A 17,965-nucleotide genomic window follows, 5' to 3' on the forward strand; every position below is an offset into this window, starting at 1 on the left:
CTCGGCGGAGGACCTGGTGGTGCTTGACGGGACCGGCGGGCTACCGGGGAACGTCACCCGAGCGCGGACGCCGCAGGTTCCGCAGTGCCGAACGGGCGGCGCCGTACCCGCACATGCCGTGGACGCCGGCGCCCGGGGGTGTGGCGGCGGAACAGACATAGACGCCGGGAATCCCGGTGCTGTAAGGGTCGAGGGCCGGGCGGGGGCGCAGGGCGAGCTGGCGGATGGTGTTGGCGCCGGTGAGGATGTCGCCGGCCACGTAGTTGGGGTTGCCGGCGGCCAGCTGCTCGACACCGTGGGAGACGGTGGCGACGATGCGTTCGCGGGTGCCGGGGGCGAAGCGTTCGATCTGGTCGAGTACGGCTTCGGTGGCGTCCCCCGACCAGCCGTTCGGCACGTGGGCGTAGGCCCAGAGGGGGTGCAGGTTGCCGGCCGAGCGGGTGGGGTCGGCGAGGTACTGCTGGGCGACCAGGACGAACGGCCGCTGCGGCATGCGACCGGCGGCGATCTCCTGTTCGGCGTGGGCGATCTCCTCGATCGTGCCGCCCACGTGCACCGTGCCGGCGCGGCGGCAGCTCTCGTTGCGCCAAGGGATCCCGCCCTCCACCGCCAGGTCGAGCTTGAACGCGCCCGGTCCGTACCGCCACCGGGCGTAGCCGCGCGCCACCCGCGCGGGCAGCCGGTCCCCGCAGATGGCCAGCGCGTCGCGCGGCGCGACGTCGAGCAGGACGGCGTCGGCGGACGGGAGTTCGGCCAGCGAGCGGACCCGTACGCCGGTCTGCACGGTGCCGCCGAGTTCGCTCAGCCGGGCGGCCAGCGCGTCGGTGACGGCGCGCGAGCCGCCACGGGCGACCGGCCAGCCCCACCGGTGCCCGGCGGCGATCAGCATCAGCCCGATCGCGGCGCTGCCGGTGCTGTTGAGCGGGCGGATGGCGTGCGCGGCGGTGCCGGCGAACAGCGCCCGGGCGGCCGGCGTACGCCAGGCCGTCCGGGCCAGGGCGGCGGCCGGCAGCGCCGCCCGCGCCGCGAACCGGGCCAACTGCACCGGGTGGGCGGGCAGATGGAGGGGCGGCTGGAACAGGTCCTCGGCCAGGTCGTCGAAGTGCTCGGCCAGCGGTCCGAAGACCCGCCGCCAGGCCGGGCCGTCCGCCCCCAGACCTGCGGCGGTCTCCTCCAGCGACCGGTACATGGCGGCGGCGCTGCCGTCGTCGAAGGGGTGGGCCAGGTCGAGCTGCGGCCGGTCCCACTGCAGGCCGTGGCGCTCCAGCCCGAGCGAGCGCAGGAAGGGTGAGCCGATGCCCATCGGGTGGACGGCGGAGCAGTGGTCGTGCAGCAGGCCGGGCAGGGTGAGTTCGCTGGTCCGGGTGCCGCCGCCGATGGTGGCGGCCTGTTCCAGCACCGTGACCGCCAGGCCCTCCTGCGCCAGGGCGACGGCGGCGGCCAGCCCGTTCGGGCCGGCCCCGACGACGATCGCGTCAGCCATGGGTGGCGAACCGGCGCAGGTAGTCGGTGCTCGGCGAGCCGAGACCGGTGGCCGGGTCGTAGCCGGACGTGGCCGGCAGTCCGTTGTCGCGGCCGAGGGTGTAGAGGAGGTAGCGCAGGTCCCCCGCCGCCGCACCTTCGTCCTGAATGACAGTCAGCGGGCGGGAGCCGACCGCCTTGGGCTGGTCGGTGACGTCGTGGAAGACGGCGGAGCCGGCCATCGAGTACAGCAGCGGGTTGGCGAAGCCGAAGGCGCGGCCCTGCTCCTGCTCGGCGTCGGCCTGGATCGCCGCGAATCCGGGGGTGGCGGCGGAGGTGCCGCCGTAGCCGACGAGTTGGAAGACCCCGTTGACGGTGTAGCCGATCAGCACGGGCATCGCGCCGTCGCCGGCCAGCGACACGTCGGGGGCGACCCGGTGACCGCCGGCCAGGTGGTCCGGGACGTGGCCCTTCTGGTACCAGGGCTGCGCGAAGTCGCTGGGACCGCCGCCGCCGCCGAAGCCGAAGACCCCGGGTACGGGCGCCCAGTCGCCGGTGCCGTTCGGGCGGATCGACACGGCGTCACCCATGCTGGTCTCCCAGGCGTAGTTGCCCGCCTTGTCGGTGGCCAGCGTGGTCGCGCCGACCGCCGTCACCCACGGGTCGCCGGCCGGGAACTCGGCCTGCACCTGGGTGGTCTGCGGATCGCAGTTCATGCCGGTGGCGGCGGCGGCCGGCGAGGCGTCACCGCAGTCGCCGCTGGCGAAGTAGACGCCGATGCCCTCGGCGGCCGCCTGCTGGAAGAGCATGTCCCAGGCCGCGACCAGGCCGGGGGTGAGGTGTCCGGGCTGGGCGTGGATTATCTCGGCCCAGGAGTTGGAGATCAGGTCGGCCGCGTGGGTGTCGATGACGGAGGCTTCGGCGTCCATCAGGTCACCGTCGAGGCAGGAGTCGGCACCGGCGTAGAGCACGTCGGCGTCCGGTGCGTACCCGTGCGCCATCTCCACGTCCAGGGCCTGCTCGCCGGCCCAGGCGTCGGGCGGGGCGCAGGCGGCGCTGACCTGCCAGCCCTTCGGGTCGACGTGCTCGCGGTACTGGCCGGGGCGGAACGGGCGGTCGCCGGTCGTGGTGGCGAAGTGGTTGGCGTCCGCCGCGATGGTGGGTGACCCGTAGGCGCCGACGATGGCGATGGTGCGCCCCTTGCCGGTGGCGCCCTTCGGCGCGGCCCCGTAGGCGCGGCGGAGTTGGCTGGGCGTGTACGGGCAGGTGGTGTACGGGACCGGGTGTCCGTAGGCGGGCGGCTGGCCGGTCGCGGGCAGCTGGCCGAAGTAGGCCGAGCAGTGGGCGTCGGCGCCGGTGGCCGGTGCCGTGCTCCGCCGGGACGCCGGGCTGGCGCCCGCCGGCGAGGACAGTCCGTCCAGGGCCACCACGTCCCCGGCCAGCGCGGCGGGCAGGCTCGCGTTGTGATCGGGGGCCTGGGTGGGACCCCAGGCGGTGCCGTACCGGTGGATGCTGGTGCCCAGCGCGGTCTTCATCGCCGCTGCGGAGCCGCTGACCTGGAGGTAGTGCGTGGTGTCGGCGGTGACCTTCAGACCGGCCCGGGTGAGCCAGCCGGCCACGTCGCGGCGCTGGGCCGTGGCGAGGCCGAAGCGCTGCTGGTACTGGGCCGGGGTGAGGAAGTGCCCGTAGTCACGGCTCTTCGGGTCGGTGGTGTCCCGGAGGAAGGCGGCGAGCCCCGCCGGATCGCGGGTGCCGAGGTAGAGCCGGGCGGTCAGCGTCTGCCCGGCGGGCACGGCGCCGAGGTCGTGGGCGGGGGTGGCGTAGGCGGGCTGGGAGCCGTCCAGGACCGCACGGGGTGCGGCGGAGTCGTCCTGGGCCTGCGCGGTGCCCGCCATGGCCAGCAGGAGCGCGGTGGCCAGCGTGGCCGTGGTGATGCGGCGAAGTCTCACGAGGGAGCGCTTTCTGTGCAGCGTGGGACCACCCTGCGGCCAGTGCACGACGCGGGGCGGGAAAGGGAGTTGGGGGAAGGGGACGGTCAGGCGCGGACGGTGCGACCCCGGTACAGCCCCTTGGTGATGCCGGCGAAGCGCAGGTCCAGGCCCTGGCCGTCGCGCTCGGCGTGGATGTGCAGATGGGGCTCGGTGGTGTTGCCGGAGTTGCCGACCTCACCGAGCAGGCAACCGGCCTCGATCTGCTGACCCACCGTCACGGTGACGGTGCCGGAGCGAAGATGGGCCAGTTTGACGACGGCGTCCCCGGTGTCGATGTGGACGTGGTTGCCGTACGCCGGGACGTAGCGGATGACCCCGGGCTCCTGGTCCTCGATCCCGTCCACTGCGGCGACGACCCGTCCCGCACAGGGGGCGTAGACCTTCTCGCCGTAGGCGCGGTACGACTCCAGGCGCTGCTCCGGACTCTGCGAACGGCCCCGGGTCCCGGCCGGTCCGACGCGGACCAGGTCGAGCGCGCCGCGCTGTTCCGCGAGGCCGAAGTGGTGGTTCAGGCCCCGGCCGCCGCCCTGGACGACGTACCAGCTGCCGCGCAGCGGGAACTGCTCCAGCGGAACCTCGGTGGTCTCCCGCCAGCGGTGCCGGCGGGCCCGGGTCAGCGCCACCGCGCTCCCGAGCAACAGGGTCGCCCCGAGGACGATCTGGGCATCGTCGTGACCGAACGGCAGGCTCGGCAGCCGCCAGGCCGAGGCGAGCGCCGCCAGTGCGGCGAGCTCCAACGGGCGGCGGATCCACCATGTTTCGGTGGCCGGCGCGCTCCAGCCCTCGAGCAGCAGACAGCCGAACCCGGCGGTGAGGGCCGAGCCGATCCACCCGGTGACATCGGTCGCGGACCAGCAGGAGAGGACGAACCAGCCGAAGAGCAGCAGCCAGAAGACCCGGCCGCACCAGCGCAGCAGGCCGGCCGGCAGCTCCAGGCGCCCGGCCCGCGCGGCGGCGATCCGCAGATCGGTCAGCAGCCCGTCGGCGTCCAGCCGCACCCAGGCCAGCACCCGCCCGGCCGGGCCGGTGATGGCGAGCCCCTCGCGGGTGTCGACCACCTCCCGGACCCCGCCGACCCGGGCCGTGGTGGCCCCGGTGATCGTCCGCAGCCGGTCCTCGCCGACCACCGCCAGCACCTGCGGGGCCAACTGCGGCCACCGGGCCGGGTCGGCGGCCAGGAAGGCCGCCAGGGCGGCGGCCTGGGCCTGCCGGTCAGGCGCTCGCATGCTGCTCCTCTGTCACGGGTATCAGGTTGCGGCTCAGACCGACCGACGGCCTGATCCGCTCCGCGACAGTGTCCTTGAGCCGTACCGCCCAGCGGTAGAGGGCTCGGTAGTCCTCGTCACGCAGGCAGGCGCAGTCGGCGCCGATCATCAGCATCCCGAAGCAGACCAGGCCCATGCAGGTCATGATGCCCAGGTGCATCGCCTCGATCGCCAGCGTGTTGGTCTTGCGCACCCAGGGCCGGGCGGAGAGCACCGCGAACGGGAACGCCAGCTCGGTGAAGATGGTGAAGTAACAGATCGTCGTGCCCAGGAAGGCACTGCTCATCAGGTGGGCGTACGTGGTGGACATCTGGAAGCCGGAGAGCCTGCTGATGTAGTACATCGCGGCGCCGTCCTGCCAGACCTTGCCGGTGATCTTCCAGTAGCCGGCCGTCAGGTAGAGCATGCAGGTCTGGAAGACGACGAGGTACGCCGCCAGGTTGTGCACGGCGGTGCCCACCGTGGGCCCGTTCTCGGCCCGCATCCTCGCCCGGCGCTGCTTGGCGCCGGGGGCGAAGTAGGCGTTGCTCACCGAGAACACCATGAAGAGGATCAGGATCTGCGCGAGGTTGTCCCCGCCTTCGAGGACGTCCTGGTTGCGGAAGTGCAGGGACCACATCAGCACGGCCTGAGCCAGCGTCAGGGCTCGTCCGCCGAAGATCATGAACGCGATCGAGACGACGATCACCGCATGGAACAGCAGCTCGAACCAGAGCTGCGAGTTGCTCACCAGGAAGAGCGAGAAGCCCCACTTGGGCAGCAGCTTGGAGGCCACCTCGGCCGAGTGGAACGAGGTGGGACCCCAGAGGAACTGCCGCCGGTCGTAGTCCGCCAGGCAGTACAGGACGGTGGCGAAGCCGATCACGATGCGCAGCATCGCCAGGCCGATCAGCCGGCGCTCCTGGCAGGCCAGCCGGAGCACCAGGGCGTCGAGTCGAGCGGTCACGCGGTTCACTGGGCCACCCCCGGGACGTAGTCGAGCCAGGACGTCTCCAGCTCCGGATCGGTCGGCTCGACGGGTTGCGGATTCGCGTACCGGGCCGAGAAGGGCACGATGGGCCGGTCCTTGAAGGTCGCCTTCACCGCGAGGATCTCGTTGTGCGGATAGAGCGTCGCGGCCTGGGCCGAGAAGAAGCGCCGCATTTCCAGGAAATTGGTCGCAAATGATTTGTCCAGATCGGTCTGCGCGGCGGCCTTCTGGTCTGCGGGAAGCTTCTTGATATCAGTCGCCTGCTGCGTGTACTTCTGCGCGGTCTCGTCGAAGGCGAGAAGCACGCCGGGCAGTTTCGTCGGATTGATCGGGAAGTCCTGCGGCGACCGGTCGATGGCATCCTCGATCTCCACCGGAGGCGTCTCGACCACTGCGCCGGACGGCGTCTTCATCCGAGCCGCCATGTACACCAGGGAGACGCTGTCCCCGGGGGTCGGACCGAACAACTGCCAGTCCTGCGCGAAATACGGCTCCAGGACCCGGTTCACCGGGCCGACCAGCCGGTTGCGCGCCGGGGAGGCGGGGGCGTTGTAGACGACACAGGCGGCAGTGAACAGGACGACGGGGACCAGTGCGGCGAGGACCAGCGCGCGGGTCCGCGCCGGCACCGGTGCCGTGGTCGGTACCATGGCCCCTCCAAGGGCTGGGGTGTTGGTTTCGCTCATGACCGGGTGGACTCGCTCCCTACGGCTCGGGGCCGCGCCCGGCGGCATTAGAGGTGCCGCCGGGCGCGGATGATGGTGCTACTTCAGGTGGCGGATCAGCCCGCGTAGTCGAACTGCGCGTCGCCCGCGATGACCCCGTGCAGGCCAAGCGGCGCCGTCACCGGGCCACCGCTGGAGGACGACGAGGACTCCGACGAGGAGGACCGGACCTTGGTGGTCACCTCGACCACCTTCGCCGTCGCCTTGTACGTGGCGGCGGCCGCGTTGACCACTGCGGCGGCCTTGGTCGCCTCGTTGACGACGGCGTGCCAGAACTGCGGCTGCGCACCGGCCTGGGTGAGCACGGTCGCGGAGGCCAGCGACTGGGTCGCCGCCACCTTCTGCTGCGGCAGCGCGTCGGCCGAGGCCGGCCCCGCGACGGTGACCATCCCGGCGGCGACGATCGACGAAACGAGAATGCCGGAGATGAGCTTCTTCTGCATGATTCTCTCCTTTTAGTTATTTTCTTTTGGCGCGCCGGACGGCAGGAATCTCCCGACAGGGGTGTAAACCCCGTCGTGGCAATTCGTCCGGCCGTTGCACCGCGGCTGAACCTACAAGATTGATCGGCACTTTGGAAAGCCCCGAAGCGAGATCTTTACGGCCGTCCGGCAACCCGCCCCGGCACTTCTTTGGAACAGTGGGACGGAACCGGCAATGCCAAATACCCAGAGCAGCCGGCCAGAGTCGTCCGGTTGACCTGGTAGCTACTCTGGGCCGCGTATCTATATCTTTTCTATAGGGGGGGGTGATTTCAACGATCCCCGGGCGTCCGGCAGGACGACTGCACGCTTCGGCTGAGTCGGAAACGATCGGTCGCCCGATGAGTGGTCGCCGGGCATGGTCACCGGGTGAACGGTCGGACCTGTTCGCAGGCGGCGGGCACGCCGCAGGGCGGGTCGACAGCAGAGCTGAGAACCCGCCGTGTGCGGGCGGTGGCCAGGGCGTGGCGGCATCGACCTGCACGGCCCGGGCGGGCATGGTCCGCCGGAGTGTGGTTGTGCAATTGCGCGGCTATGCGACGTGCGGCTGCGCCGCGTCGCCCGTGCGGCGCGCAGTCCCGTTGTCAGTGACGGCCTGGACGCCAGCCGACCACCTGGGCCCGGCCGGTACGGCCGTCGGCGCTGCTCAGGGAGTGGGTGTCGGCCGCGTGATGGCTCAGGGGGGCGTGAGAACGAGCGTCGTCGAGCTGACGATGGCCACCGAATGGCGCGTACACATGCTGGATCCCCCTACTTGCCGCACGTCTTCAGGACCCCGTTGCACCTGAAAGCGGCTGCAGCACAAGAAGGTACACATGGTTGCGAGCCGTGTAAGCAGATTTCGGGCGCGACCGGAAAGTCCCGCCGTTCGGCGGGGGCCGTTCGGCGGGGGCCGCAAGAACCGCAGCACCCACCGCTCACAACCGGTCACGCCCCGGTGCCCACCGCCCCGCCCGAACCCCACGCTGCACCCCCGGGGCGGTCGGCGTGACCGGTCAGTTCCGACAGTCAGAGTTCAGAACCTCCGGCCAGGACCGGCTCGCGGAGGCCATGCTCGCCCTGACCGACGCCGGGTTCAGTGTGTCGGCGTCGGCGTCGGCTTCGACGTCGGGTACAGGCTGGCCAGGGGGTTGATGAAGGGCCTGGCGGGCATGCAGCTGGGGGTGGGGCTCTTCATGAGAGCGGCCTCGAAGGAGCCGGAGCCGTGGGCCGGGTCGGTGTTGTAGTAGGGGAAGTAGATGAAGAGTTGCAGGTCGGCCGGGATGCCGCCGGGGTGGACGGTGAGGACTTCGCTGCGACCCTCCACTGAGATGTCCCAGCCGTAGTACGACACCCGGTCCTGACTGCTCCCGTTCATCGCCTTGATTGCGGCGGGGTCCGACGGGTAGGAGGGCGTCTTCGGCTCGGAGGCGTGGCAGCCGGGCTCGCCGGCGTAGATGTGGCTGCGGACACCGAGTCGGTCCAGATCATGCTGCAGCTGAGCCGCGTCGACCTGCTTTCCGTTGTCAAAGATGGTGAGCTTGACGAGGTCGTCGCTGGTGCTCTCCAGGCTGTACGCCGCGTTGGTGACACTGCCCAGCGACTGGCTCCCAGGGGCGGCCACGCCCGGGGTGGGGGCGTGGCCGGTCACGGCGGTGAGGGCGACCCCGGCCACGGCGGCGGCCAGGCCCAGCGGGAGGGCCACCCGCAGGGTCAGGGTCCGCCGCCTGGCGGTGCGTCGGGAGTTCTCGGTCACGGTGTCCATCAGGTGTTCCTTCAGCAGGAGGTGGCGGTGCGGAGAGAGCTCCGGGTCGGCCACGGCCGGCAGCAGCCGGGCCAGTTCCGCCCGCTCGGCCCGCTGGGACCGGTGCTGGGGGGTGGCGTTCATCGGATCGTCTCCTTGCTCGACCGGACTGCGAGCCCGCAGTCACCTGTTACCTGTCCGTCGGTGTCCGTGCGTTGCAGACCTCTTGCGGAGCGGGTCGCCGCCAGCTGCTTCGCAGTGAGTTCCCGCAATCGGCTGCGGGCGCGCGACAGCCGGGAACGGACCGTCCCGACCGGCTTGCCGAGTGCCTCGGCGACGGCCGCGTGGTCCAGGCCCTCCCACACGTACAGCGCGAACACCTCCCGCTCGGCCGGCCGCAGCTGCTCCAACGCGGCCAACGCGCCGACGAGTTGCTCGGCGTCGGCGATGCGGCCGGTCAGCTCGGCGGCGAAGTCGGGCACGACCTCGCGCGGCGGCAGCCTGGCGAGCGCCTTCTGATGGCGGCGGGCGGCCCTGCGGGTGTTGCGGATGACGTTGGTGGCGATGCCCAGCAGCCAGGGCCGCAGGCTCTCCCCCTCGGGTTCGACCCGCGCGCGCAGCCGCCACGCCTCCAGAAAGGTCAGCGAGACCACGTCCTCGGCGACGACCCAGTCCCCGGTCATCCGGACGGCATGCCGGTACACCGCGCGGGCGTGGTCCTCGAAGACCTGCCCGAACGCCACCGAATCCCCGGCTCGTACCCGAGCGCGTATCGATTTCTCCACACCCAGCCCTGTCCGGTCGCGTCCCGCCGTTGCCGTGATCCACGCCACACCGTCGGCGCGGCGGGCCGGGCCGGGCCAGGCCAGGCCAGGCCAGGCCAGGCGCACACCGGCTCGAACCAGGAGCGCAACCAGCGGCCACAGATGATCGCACGGCACCACTCGGGCTCGTGGTGGCCGCCTCCCGCCGGCGGAACAGCTCGAGGGGAGGTGGAGCGGACCAAGGGCCGACCCGCCCGACCGGTTCCCGGGCGCCTCGCGAGGGTACGGGCCGGTGCGGGCGACCCTGCCGCCCCTCATGCCTCCCGCATCTCCCATACCCCTCAAGCTTCTGGAAGGCCGTCAGAATGCCGCACTCCCTCACCTCCGTCACCGGCGGCAAGCCGGTGACACCCGAGGCCGACTGGGCCTCCTTCCGGTCCACCAACCCGGCGCGCCTCGACGACCTGGTGGCGCTGGTGTCCCTCGCCCCGGCGGAGGTGTTCCTCGACTCCTGCGCCAACGCCGCCGCCGCGCAGCCAGGTTGGGCCGCCGTGCCCGCGCCGGTCCGTGGCCGGGTGATCGCCTCGATGGGCCGTCTGGTGGAGGCGAACGCCGAGGCGCTCGCGGACCTGGTGACCCGCGAGACCGGCAAGACCCGCGCGGAGGCGCTCGGCGAGGTCCGCGAGATCGTCGACACCTGCGACTTCTTCCTGGGCGAGGGGCGGCGACTGTACGGCCAGACCGTCCCCTCCGAGATGCCCGACAAGCAGCTCTTCACCTTCCGCGAGCCGGTCGGCACGGTGGCGGTCATCACTGCGGGCAACTTCCCGGTAGCGGTGCCTAGTTGGTACCTGGTACCGGCCCTGCTGTGCGGGAACACCGTGGTCTGGAAGCCCGCCGAGTACGCTGCGGCGACCGCCGACGCCCTCTTCGCGATCCTCTCCGCAGCCGGCCTGCCCCCGGGCGTGCTCAACCTCGTGAACAGCGACGGCGAGGCCACCTACGAGGGGCTGGAGCGGGCACTTGCCGCCGGACACGTGCAGAAGGTGGGTTTCACCGGGTCGTCCCAGGTCGGCGCCCGGATCGGCGAGTTGTGCGGGCGCCACCTGCAGAGCCCCTGCCTGGAGCTCGGCGGGAAGAACCCGATGGTGGTGACGGCCGACGCCGATCTGGCCCTGGCCGTCGACGGTGCGCTGTTCTCCGGCTTCGGCACGGCCGGCCAGCGCTGCACCTCGCTGGGCCTGCTGCTGGTGGCCGAGCCGGTGCACGACGCGTTCGTGGACGCGCTCTCGGCGGCGGTCGCCGCCGCGCCGGTGGGCGACCCCACCCAGGACGTGCTCTACGGCCCGCTGCTCCACGAGCGGTTCGCCGGGCAGTTCGAGGAGTACCTCGGCTGGGCCGGAGCGGGCCACCGCCTCTCCGGCTCCACCGGCGTCGGTCGGATCACGGCCGACAACCCCAGGGCGGGCTTCGTCGGAGACCCGGCGGACGGCCTGTACTACCACCCGACGCTGGTCGACGGCGTGCGGCCCCAGGACCGGCTGTTCACCGAGGAGACCTTCGGCCCGATCGTTCCGGTGGCCTCGTTCACCGACCTGGACGAGGCCGTCGAGTTCGCCAACCTCTCGGGCTACGGCCTCTCCGCCGCGATCTACACCCGCTCCGCCGAGGCCGCCTTCGCCTTCCGCAAGCGGGTCCGCACCGGCATGGTCAGCATCAACAACACCACCTCCGGCGCCGAAGCCCACCTGCCGTTCGGCGGCACCGGCCGGTCGGGCAACGGCAGTCGGCAGTCCGGCGTCTGGGTGCTCGACCAGTTCACCCGCTGGCAGTCGGTCAACTGGGACTACTCCGGCCGCCTGCAGCGGGCCCAACTGGACGTCGCCGAACCGGTGGCCGACACCGGCTTCCGCCTGAACGCGGACGGCCGCCCGGCCTGAGGCTCGGAGACCCGAACGCCGAGAGCGGGTCACCGGCGCACCCGCGCCGGTGACCCGGCCGCCCGGACCGACCGTGGTCAGGACGGGCGGCGGCCCGGCAGGGTGGTGGCCAGGGCGAGGGCGGCGAAGGCCGCCAGGGTGAGCGTGGCCGTACGGGCTCCGGCGCCTCCGGGGGCCAGGTGGAAGGCGAGGGTGACGGCGGCCACTCCGACGGCGGTGCCGAGACCTCGGGTCATGTTGACCATGCCGCCGCCGGTCCCGGCCGAGGTCGCGGGGACGGCCTTCATCACCAGGGCGTTGTTGGCCGGGATGAACACCCCGAGCGCGAGGCCGAGCAGAGCGAGCGGGTACGGCAGTACGGCCGCCTGCTGCGGCAGCAGCGCGAGCAGGACGAGCGCGGCCAGGCAGCCGATGGCACCCGTACGACTGCGGCGTACGTCGCTCCAGGTGGGCGGCAGCAGCCGGTCGGCCGTGGTGGCGGCCAGCGCGAACCCGACCGGCAGGGCGGTGAGGACCAGGCCGGTGGCCAGCGGCGTACCGCCGTGGCCGGCGAGTTCCACCGGGACGAGCACCAGCGGTCCGAACAGGACGAGGTAGCCGCACAGCCCGGCCAGCAGACCGGGGCCGATCCGCCCGGTCCGCAGCAGGCGCAGGTCGATCAGCGGGTTGGGGTGGCGGGCCTGGCGGCGGACGAACGCCCAGCCGGACGACACCGCGAGACCGGCCAGCGCGGCGACCGTCCAGCCCGGCAGGCCGAGCCCGGAGGCGACCGAGAGGGCGAGCAGCGCGGAGGTGGTGGCGGTGGCCAGCAGCAGGACGCCGGTGGGGTCGATCCGGGCGGTGCTCGCGCACTGCCGGGTGCGGGGCAGCAGGTAGTGGCCGGAGACCAGCGCGACGATCCCGATCGGGACGTTGACGAGGAAGACCCACCGCCAGCCCAGCGTCGCGACCAGCGCACCGCCGATGGTGGGGCCGAGTGCCAGGCCGATGGCCTGCCCGGCGGCCTGGATCCCGAGGGCGGCGCGCATCCGGCCGGGCGGGGCGCTGGTGGTGACCAGGGCGACGCTGTTGGCCTGCATCAGGGCCGCGCCGACGGCCTGGACGATCCGGAAGCCGACCAGGGCGGCGAGGCCGGGGGCCAGACCACAGGCGGCGGAGGCGGCGGTGAAGATCGCGAAGCCGTAGAGGTACATCAGCTTGCGGCCGTGGACGTCGGACAGGCGACCGACGGGCACCAGGAAGGCGACCAGGGTCAGCAGGTAGGCGAGCGAGACCCATTCGACCCCGGCGAGCGAGGTGTGGAACTCGGTGCGCAGCGAGGGGTAGGTCAGGGTGACGATACTGGCGTCCAGCTGTCCCATGAACGCGCCGAAGCACACGGTGGCGACGGCCAGCCGCCAGGCCGCCGGGTGCTCGCGGATCAGCTCCGGGCGCGGGCGCTCGGTGGTGAGCAGGGCGCGGAGGCGAGGCCCCGCGAGCTGAGAGCGGTCGCTCACCGTCGTGGTGCCGCCCCGCCGGGGACTGCTGTCGCGGAGCGGCTCCGCCGGTATGGGTGGCCGGGACGGTAGGCGCCCGCGTGGAGGCCTGTTCACACCCCCACTTTACATCGGCAGCAGACATATTCGGTAGGGGATGTGTTCTGTGGGGGATGAACTCCGGTCCCGATCCTCGGGCAGACCGGGTCGCTATCCTGGGGGCCGGCCTGCGGCCCAGGCCCTTCGCGTGCAGGGAGAGGCAGTGGCACCCCAGAACGGCGCACCACCGACGCCGAGCAGACTGACGGCCCCAAGGACGACCCGGAGCACCGGCCCTCGGCAGGCCCTGGTCCTCGCGGCGGTGGCCGTCGGCGGCGCCGCCGGGGCCTGCGCCCGTTACGGCGCGGCGCTGACGTGGCCGACCGCGCCCGGCACGTTCCCGTGGACCACGCTGGGCATCAACGTGCTCGGGTGCCTGGTGATCGGCGCCTTCATGACGGTGATCACCGAGCTGCGCTCGCCGCACCCGCTGCTCCGCCCGTTCTTCGGCACGGGAGTGCTGGGCGGGTTCACCACCTTCTCCACCTACGCCGTGGACGTCCAGCACCTCACCGACTCGCACCGGGCCGGCCTCGCGCTGCTGTACCTCGCCGGGACGCTCACCGCCGCGCTGTGCGCGGTGTGGGTCGGCGCGACCGCCACCCGGCTGCTCGCGACCGCCGCCCGGTTGCGGTCGACGGCCGGGAGGTCGCGGTGAACTGGCTCCTCGTCATCGCCGGGGCCGTGGTCGGCGCGCCGCTGCGCTACCTGACCGACCGCGCCGTCCAGAGCCGGCACGACACCGTCTTCCCCTGGGGGACGTTCGCCGTCAACGTGGCCGGGTCCCTGGTCCTGGGCCTGCTGGCCGGGGCCGTCTCGGCCGGTGTCGCCGGGCCGGACCTGCAACTGCTGGTCGGCACCGGGTTCTGCGGCGCGCTGACGACGTACTCGACGTTCTCCTACGAGACGCTGCGGCTGGCCGGGACCGGCGCGAGGTTCTTCGCCGTCGCGAACGTGGCCGCCTCCGTCGTGGCCGGGCTGGGAGCCGCGTACGTCGGTTCGGTGCTGGCCCAGGCGCTCTGGACCTGACCAGGCGCGCCGGGCCTGACCGCGCGCCGGGCCTGACCGCGCGCCGGGCCTGACCGCCGAGGTGGGAGCGACCGGTCCCACCAGGGCGGTCAGTCGAGTTCGACCTCGAAGTCCCAGGTGGCCAGCGGCTTTCCGGCGGCGGCCCAGCTGAGGGTGGAGTGGCCGGCCGCGAAGGTCGCCGCCAGGTGCAGGACGGCGTCGTGACCGGGGGTCGCGGTGGCGGCGGCCAGGTCCGTGGTGAACGGGACGGGATGGCCGAGCTCGTCGCTGACGGCCAGCCCGGACGCGCTCAGCGCGCCGCTGCCCGCCGGGACGTGCAGCGTCACGGTGACGGTGCCCCGGGAGGCGGACGGCGGGGTGCCGCCGGGCGCGGGGGCCGACAGCGCGAGATCGGGACCGGTCGCGGTGATCTGCGCCTGCTGCGGGCCGAGGTCGAGATGGACGGCGTCGCCCATCGCGACCAGTTGCGGGTGCCCCGGGACGGCGGTGGGCACGATCGGGGAGGCCGGCGGCGTGGGAATCGGCACCCGGCCCAGGTCCTGCGTCACGTTGCCGCCGTCCGACGCGCAGCCGGCCGCGCCCGCCAGCAGCAGCACCAGCAGGGCGGCGGCCGCCCGGGCGCGGCCGAGGCCGCGCCCGTACTGGGCGCGGCCTCGGTCGGTGGAGCGCTCGGTCACTTACCGGCTCCCGGCTTGAGGCTGTCGGTGATCGCGTTGGCACCGGTGAAGTCCGGCGCCAGGTCGGCCGGCTGGTCCTGCGGCTGCCCGGAGGTGGCCGAGTAGACGCCGGTGCTGCCCATCACGGCGGGCTGCATGGCCCGGCCGCTCGGGTTGTTGTAGACGTCCGGGCCGAACGGGCGCAGACCCGCCGTGGCGGCGTAGCCGAGGTGGCCGTGGCCGTCGGTGCCACCGCAGTTGACGTGGAAGAGGTCTTCCATGCTGCGCAGCCACGAGTAGTGGTTGTACGGCTGGTCGCTGATCGTGCCGGGCTTGATGTAACGGGAGATCAGCACCGAGCCGGTGATGCCACCGCCGGGCGTGGTGTCCTGGCCGAAGGCCTGGTCACCGGGCTGGCTGGTGTTCGGGCCGGGCAGCTCGTTGCAGCACGCGACCACCGACTGGGCGGTGTCGGTCGGGGTGTTGAGCGTCTTGTCGGCGTTGCCGGTGTAGTCGGCGGTGGAGTTCCCGTACAGCTTGTAGGGCGGGAACGCCTCGTCGAAGGTGATGTCGATCAGGCCGCCGTCCTGGAAGGCCGGCGAGGCCATGATCTGCGGAATCCACTTCTGCAGGAACAGGTCCGAGGCGTACAGGCCGCCCTGGTGGTTGTTCGGGTCACCCGAACCGTTGTCGCCCTTGCAGGAGGAGTCGTGCGCGTCGGAGCAGTTGTTCGGGGTGATCCAGGAGAACGCCGGGGTGGTCTTCTCGCTCTTCAGGTCCTGGGCGAGACCGCTCAGCGCGGCGTGCCCCGGCTGGGCCGGACGGCCGTCGAGCGGCACGACCTTGGCGCAGTCCTTCGGGTTGTCGATCACCGAGTGGAACCAGGCCGTCGGGTTGTGCTTGGGCACGTACTGGTCGGCGGCGGTGGCACCACCCGGGTCCACGACGCCCGAGCCCGACGGGTCACCGGGGATGCCGCACTTGTACGGGTCCTCGCGGCCCGGGGTGTTGCCCATGTCCTGCATGTAGGACTTCCAGCTGACGTGCTTGTCGTCGAGCTGGTTGAAGAGGGTGTGCGTCGAGCTGGGGTAGACGCAGCCCGAGGTCGCGTGGACCTGGCCGTCGGCGGCCGGCGTACCGGGCGAGACGTTGGTGTACTGCCCGCAGTCCGCCTGGGTGGCCGGCGCCGGGGCCTGACCGCTGACCGCGCTGATGTAGTTGTCGAGGCTGTAGTGCCCGGTGCCGTAGTACTGGCGCAGCAGCTCGCCGTACTGCGGCAGGGTCTTCCACAGGTAGCTGTTCTGGTTGAGCCCGGTGAACGAAGCCTCGTATGACTTGTTCTCCAGCATGATGGTCCACACGTGCTTGATCTTCGGCGGCTGGAAGCTGTGCGACGTGGCCATCGCGGAGCCGGCCCCGCTGCCCCCGACCAGCCCTGCGGCGGCCAGCGCGGTCGCCGCGACCGTGGCCGCCATCCGCGACCTGCTACGGCCCGCACCTGTCCGGCGCAGCCGGATTCCCCTGAGTGTCATGGGGAACATACTCGCGGGCACTCTACGCGCGTACACCTACTCGTGAGTAAATAGTGGGTGAATTCACACTTCACTTCTTCGCCACTTGGGGCCGCCGCCCACCGCCGCCGGCGCCTCGCCATCCAGGAGCCGGACTCCGGCAGACCGACTCCCGCAGACCGGCTCCCGTAGGCTTACCACCGTACGGACAGCGAGACTTGGCGATCCGTCAGGTCATGGATGATCAGATTATGAGCCCGTGAATCGTTCACCCACCGGCCCCCGCACCCGCGCCCTGGTCGGCAGCGTCTGGCTCTGGCCCGCCGTCCTGGCACTGCTGCTCGGGCTCTACCGGATCAGGACGCCCGAACTCTGGCGTGACGAGGTGTCCAGCTGGAGCGCCTCCGGCCGGAGCCTCGGACGGCTGGTCGGCATGCTCGGGAACGTCGACGCCAGCAACGGCACTTACTACCTGGTGCTGCACCTCTGGACGGCGCTCTTCGGCGAGTCCGTGACAGCCCTGCGACTGCCCTCCACGCTGGCGATGGCGGGCGCCGCCGCCTTCACCGCGCTGCTGGCGCGCCGCTTCTTCGACAGCCGGGTGGCCGGGCTCGCCGCCGGGCTGCTGCTCGCGGTGGTGCCGAACATCTCCGCGTACGCCCAGGAGGCCCGCACGTACGCGCTGGTGACCTGCCTGGTGGTGGCGGGGACCTGGTGCCTGCTGCGCGCGCTGGAACGGCCCGGCGTGGGCCGGTGGGCCTGGTACGGGCTGTGTACGGCGCTGGCCGGGGCGCTGCACCTGGTCTCGCTCAGCAGCCTGGCCGGGCAGCTGGTCGTGGTCGTGGTGGCCGCGCGGCGGCCGGGCGGGCGGCGGGTGCTGTGGCAGTTCCCGGCGGCGGTCGCGGGCGCGCTGCTGCCGCTCGTCCCGCTGATGCTGGCGGGGCGGCAGCAGTCGGGGCGGCAGCTGGTCTGGATCACCGTCCCCGGCCCGGACCGGCTCTGGACCTTCTGGCCCGAGCTGTTCGGCTCGCGCGGCGTGTTCTACGCCTTCGCGGCGCTGGCCCTGCTGACGCTGCTGCGGCCCGCGCAGTGGCCCGCCGCCCTGCAACTCGGGGCGCTCGCCGTACTGCCGGTGCTCGGGGTCTGGGCGGTCTCGCACGGCGGGACGTCGTACTTCCTCGACCGCTACCTGCTCTTCACCCTGCCGGCCTGGGCCGCGCTGGCGGGCGGCGGGATCGGGACGGTGCACGCCCTGCTGCTGCGGGCGGTGCCCGGCCGCCCGGCCGCCGTACTGGCGCTCGCGCTGGCCGCCGGGACGGCGCTGGTGGGGCTGCCGCAGCAGCGGGAGGTCCGGTTCGTCACCTCGCACACCGAAACCGACTTCCAGGGCGCCGCCGGGCTGGTGGCGGCCGGCTACCGGACCGGTGACGGGCTGGCGGCGGTGGCCGGGGACAACGCCTGGATGATGATCGGACCAGGGGTCACGTACTACCTGCCGCCCGGGGTGCACCCGGTACCCCTGCTGATCGAGCGGACCGCCGTCCAGGCGGACGACCTCTTCGCCGTCCCCTGCCCGGCGCCTGCCGAGTGCACCGGAAACGTGAACCGGGCGTGGGTCGTTACCATCGGCACGGGTGACAACCCGTACCAGGACTTCCCCGCCGACCAGGCGCGGGCCCTGGCGACGGCCTTCACCCCCACCGAGGTCCGGCACGTGCGCGCGCTGACGGTGTCGCTGCTGGTGCGCAGGCACCCGTAGCGGCAGAGCACCGTCGGCTCCGGGCTCGCCGCCTCCTACAGCTGCTTCGAAAGGCTTCAGACGTGACTGCCCCTGAGGAGACCACCTTCGCCGACCTCGGCAAGGTGCTGGTGAT

The 17,965-nt window shown here is 72.3% G+C and carries 15 protein-coding genes; 4 read left to right on the forward strand and 11 right to left on the reverse strand.

Features of this window, described 5'->3' with window-relative positions; translation table 11 throughout:
• Window positions 1-40 precede the first annotated feature (40 nt).
• From P3T29_RS13450 to P3T29_RS13485, 8 genes are all read right to left on the reverse strand, one after another.
• Entirely contained in the window at window positions 41-1,483 is a 1,443-nt protein-coding gene (locus tag P3T29_RS13450) for an NAD(P)/FAD-dependent oxidoreductase (protein WP_280716628.1), read from the reverse strand.
• Window positions 1,476-3,410 (reverse strand): S53 family peptidase, encoded by a 1,935-nt coding sequence (locus tag P3T29_RS13455; RefSeq protein WP_280716629.1) that lies wholly within the window; start codon window positions 3,408-3,410, stop codon window positions 1,476-1,478. Before P3T29_RS13455 ends, P3T29_RS13450 begins: the two co-directional genes overlap by 8 nt.
• Window positions 3,411-3,496: 86 nt before the next feature.
• Window positions 3,497-4,678, reverse strand: a complete 1,182-nt coding sequence (locus P3T29_RS13460) for a M23 family metallopeptidase (protein WP_280716630.1) — start codon at window positions 4,676-4,678, stop codon at window positions 3,497-3,499.
• Window positions 4,665-5,663: a hypothetical protein gene (locus P3T29_RS13465; protein WP_280716631.1), complete on the reverse strand. Its 999-nt coding sequence runs from the start codon at window positions 5,661-5,663 to the stop codon at window positions 4,665-4,667. The genes P3T29_RS13460 and P3T29_RS13465 overlap by 14 nt, the downstream gene beginning before the upstream one ends.
• A 5-nt stretch (window positions 5,664-5,668) precedes the next feature.
• On the reverse strand, window positions 5,669-6,373 hold the full coding sequence (locus tag P3T29_RS13470) for a DUF5819 family protein (protein ID WP_280716632.1): 705 nt from the start codon (window positions 6,371-6,373) through the stop codon (window positions 5,669-5,671).
• A 95-nt stretch (window positions 6,374-6,468) separates the two neighbouring features.
• A complete protein-coding gene (locus P3T29_RS13475; protein ID WP_280716633.1) occupies window positions 6,469-6,855 on the reverse strand; it encodes a hypothetical protein in 387 nt (128 codons plus the stop codon).
• A 1,114-nt stretch (window positions 6,856-7,969) separates the two neighbouring features.
• Complete coding sequence (locus P3T29_RS13480; RefSeq protein WP_280716634.1) at window positions 7,970-8,761, reverse strand: hypothetical protein; 792 nt, start codon at window positions 8,759-8,761, stop codon at window positions 7,970-7,972.
• Window positions 8,758-9,402: an RNA polymerase sigma factor gene (locus P3T29_RS13485; RefSeq protein WP_280716635.1), complete on the reverse strand. Its 645-nt coding sequence runs from the start codon at window positions 9,400-9,402 to the stop codon at window positions 8,758-8,760. Before P3T29_RS13485 ends, P3T29_RS13480 begins: the two co-directional genes overlap by 4 nt.
• A gap of 344 nt (window positions 9,403-9,746) precedes the next feature.
• Here P3T29_RS13485 and P3T29_RS13490 point away from each other — a divergent pair, with 344 nt between their 5' ends.
• Entirely contained in the window at window positions 9,747-11,321 is a 1,575-nt protein-coding gene (locus tag P3T29_RS13490) for an aldehyde dehydrogenase family protein (RefSeq protein WP_280716636.1), read from the forward strand.
• 77 nt (window positions 11,322-11,398) lie between these two features.
• On the opposite strand, the gene P3T29_RS13495 is transcribed toward P3T29_RS13490, so the two are convergent.
• Window positions 11,399-12,817 carry an MFS transporter gene (locus P3T29_RS13495; RefSeq protein WP_280716637.1) on the reverse strand — a complete coding sequence of 473 codons (1,419 nt, stop codon included), beginning with the start codon at window positions 12,815-12,817 and terminating at the stop codon, window positions 11,399-11,401.
• 280 nt (window positions 12,818-13,097) lie between these two features.
• Between P3T29_RS13495 and crcB (P3T29_RS13500) the strand changes: the two genes are divergently transcribed.
• Window positions 13,098-13,553 (forward strand): fluoride efflux transporter CrcB, encoded by a 456-nt coding sequence (gene crcB, locus P3T29_RS13500; RefSeq protein ID WP_280716649.1) that lies wholly within the window; start codon window positions 13,098-13,100, stop codon window positions 13,551-13,553.
• Complete coding sequence (crcB, locus tag P3T29_RS13505; RefSeq protein WP_280716638.1) at window positions 13,550-13,924, forward strand: fluoride efflux transporter CrcB; 375 nt, start codon at window positions 13,550-13,552, stop codon at window positions 13,922-13,924. The genes crcB (P3T29_RS13500) and crcB (P3T29_RS13505) overlap by 4 nt, the downstream gene beginning before the upstream one ends.
• Window positions 13,925-14,013: 89 nt before the next feature.
• Here the strand turns inward: crcB (P3T29_RS13505) and P3T29_RS13510 are convergent, their stop codons facing one another.
• Window positions 14,014-14,601 carry a hypothetical protein gene (locus tag P3T29_RS13510; protein ID WP_280716640.1) on the reverse strand — a complete coding sequence of 196 codons (588 nt, stop codon included), beginning with the start codon at window positions 14,599-14,601 and terminating at the stop codon, window positions 14,014-14,016.
• Window positions 14,598-16,112 carry an alkaline phosphatase family protein gene (locus tag P3T29_RS13515; RefSeq protein WP_280716641.1) on the reverse strand — a complete coding sequence of 505 codons (1,515 nt, stop codon included), beginning with the start codon at window positions 16,110-16,112 and terminating at the stop codon, window positions 14,598-14,600. The genes P3T29_RS13510 and P3T29_RS13515 overlap by 4 nt, the downstream gene beginning before the upstream one ends.
• A 238-nt stretch (window positions 16,113-16,350) precedes the next feature.
• Here P3T29_RS13515 and P3T29_RS13520 point away from each other — a divergent pair, with 238 nt between their 5' ends.
• The gene (locus P3T29_RS13520) at window positions 16,351-17,850 is read left to right on the forward strand and encodes a glycosyltransferase family 39 protein (RefSeq protein WP_280716642.1); all 1,500 of its coding nucleotides are present in this window, start codon (window positions 16,351-16,353) and stop codon (window positions 17,848-17,850) included.
• The last annotated feature ends 115 nt before the right edge of the window (window positions 17,851-17,965 follow it).

The sequence above is a fragment of the Kitasatospora sp. MAP5-34 genome, from assembly GCF_029894335.1.
Classification (GTDB): domain Bacteria; phylum Actinomycetota; class Actinomycetes; order Streptomycetales; family Streptomycetaceae; genus Kitasatospora.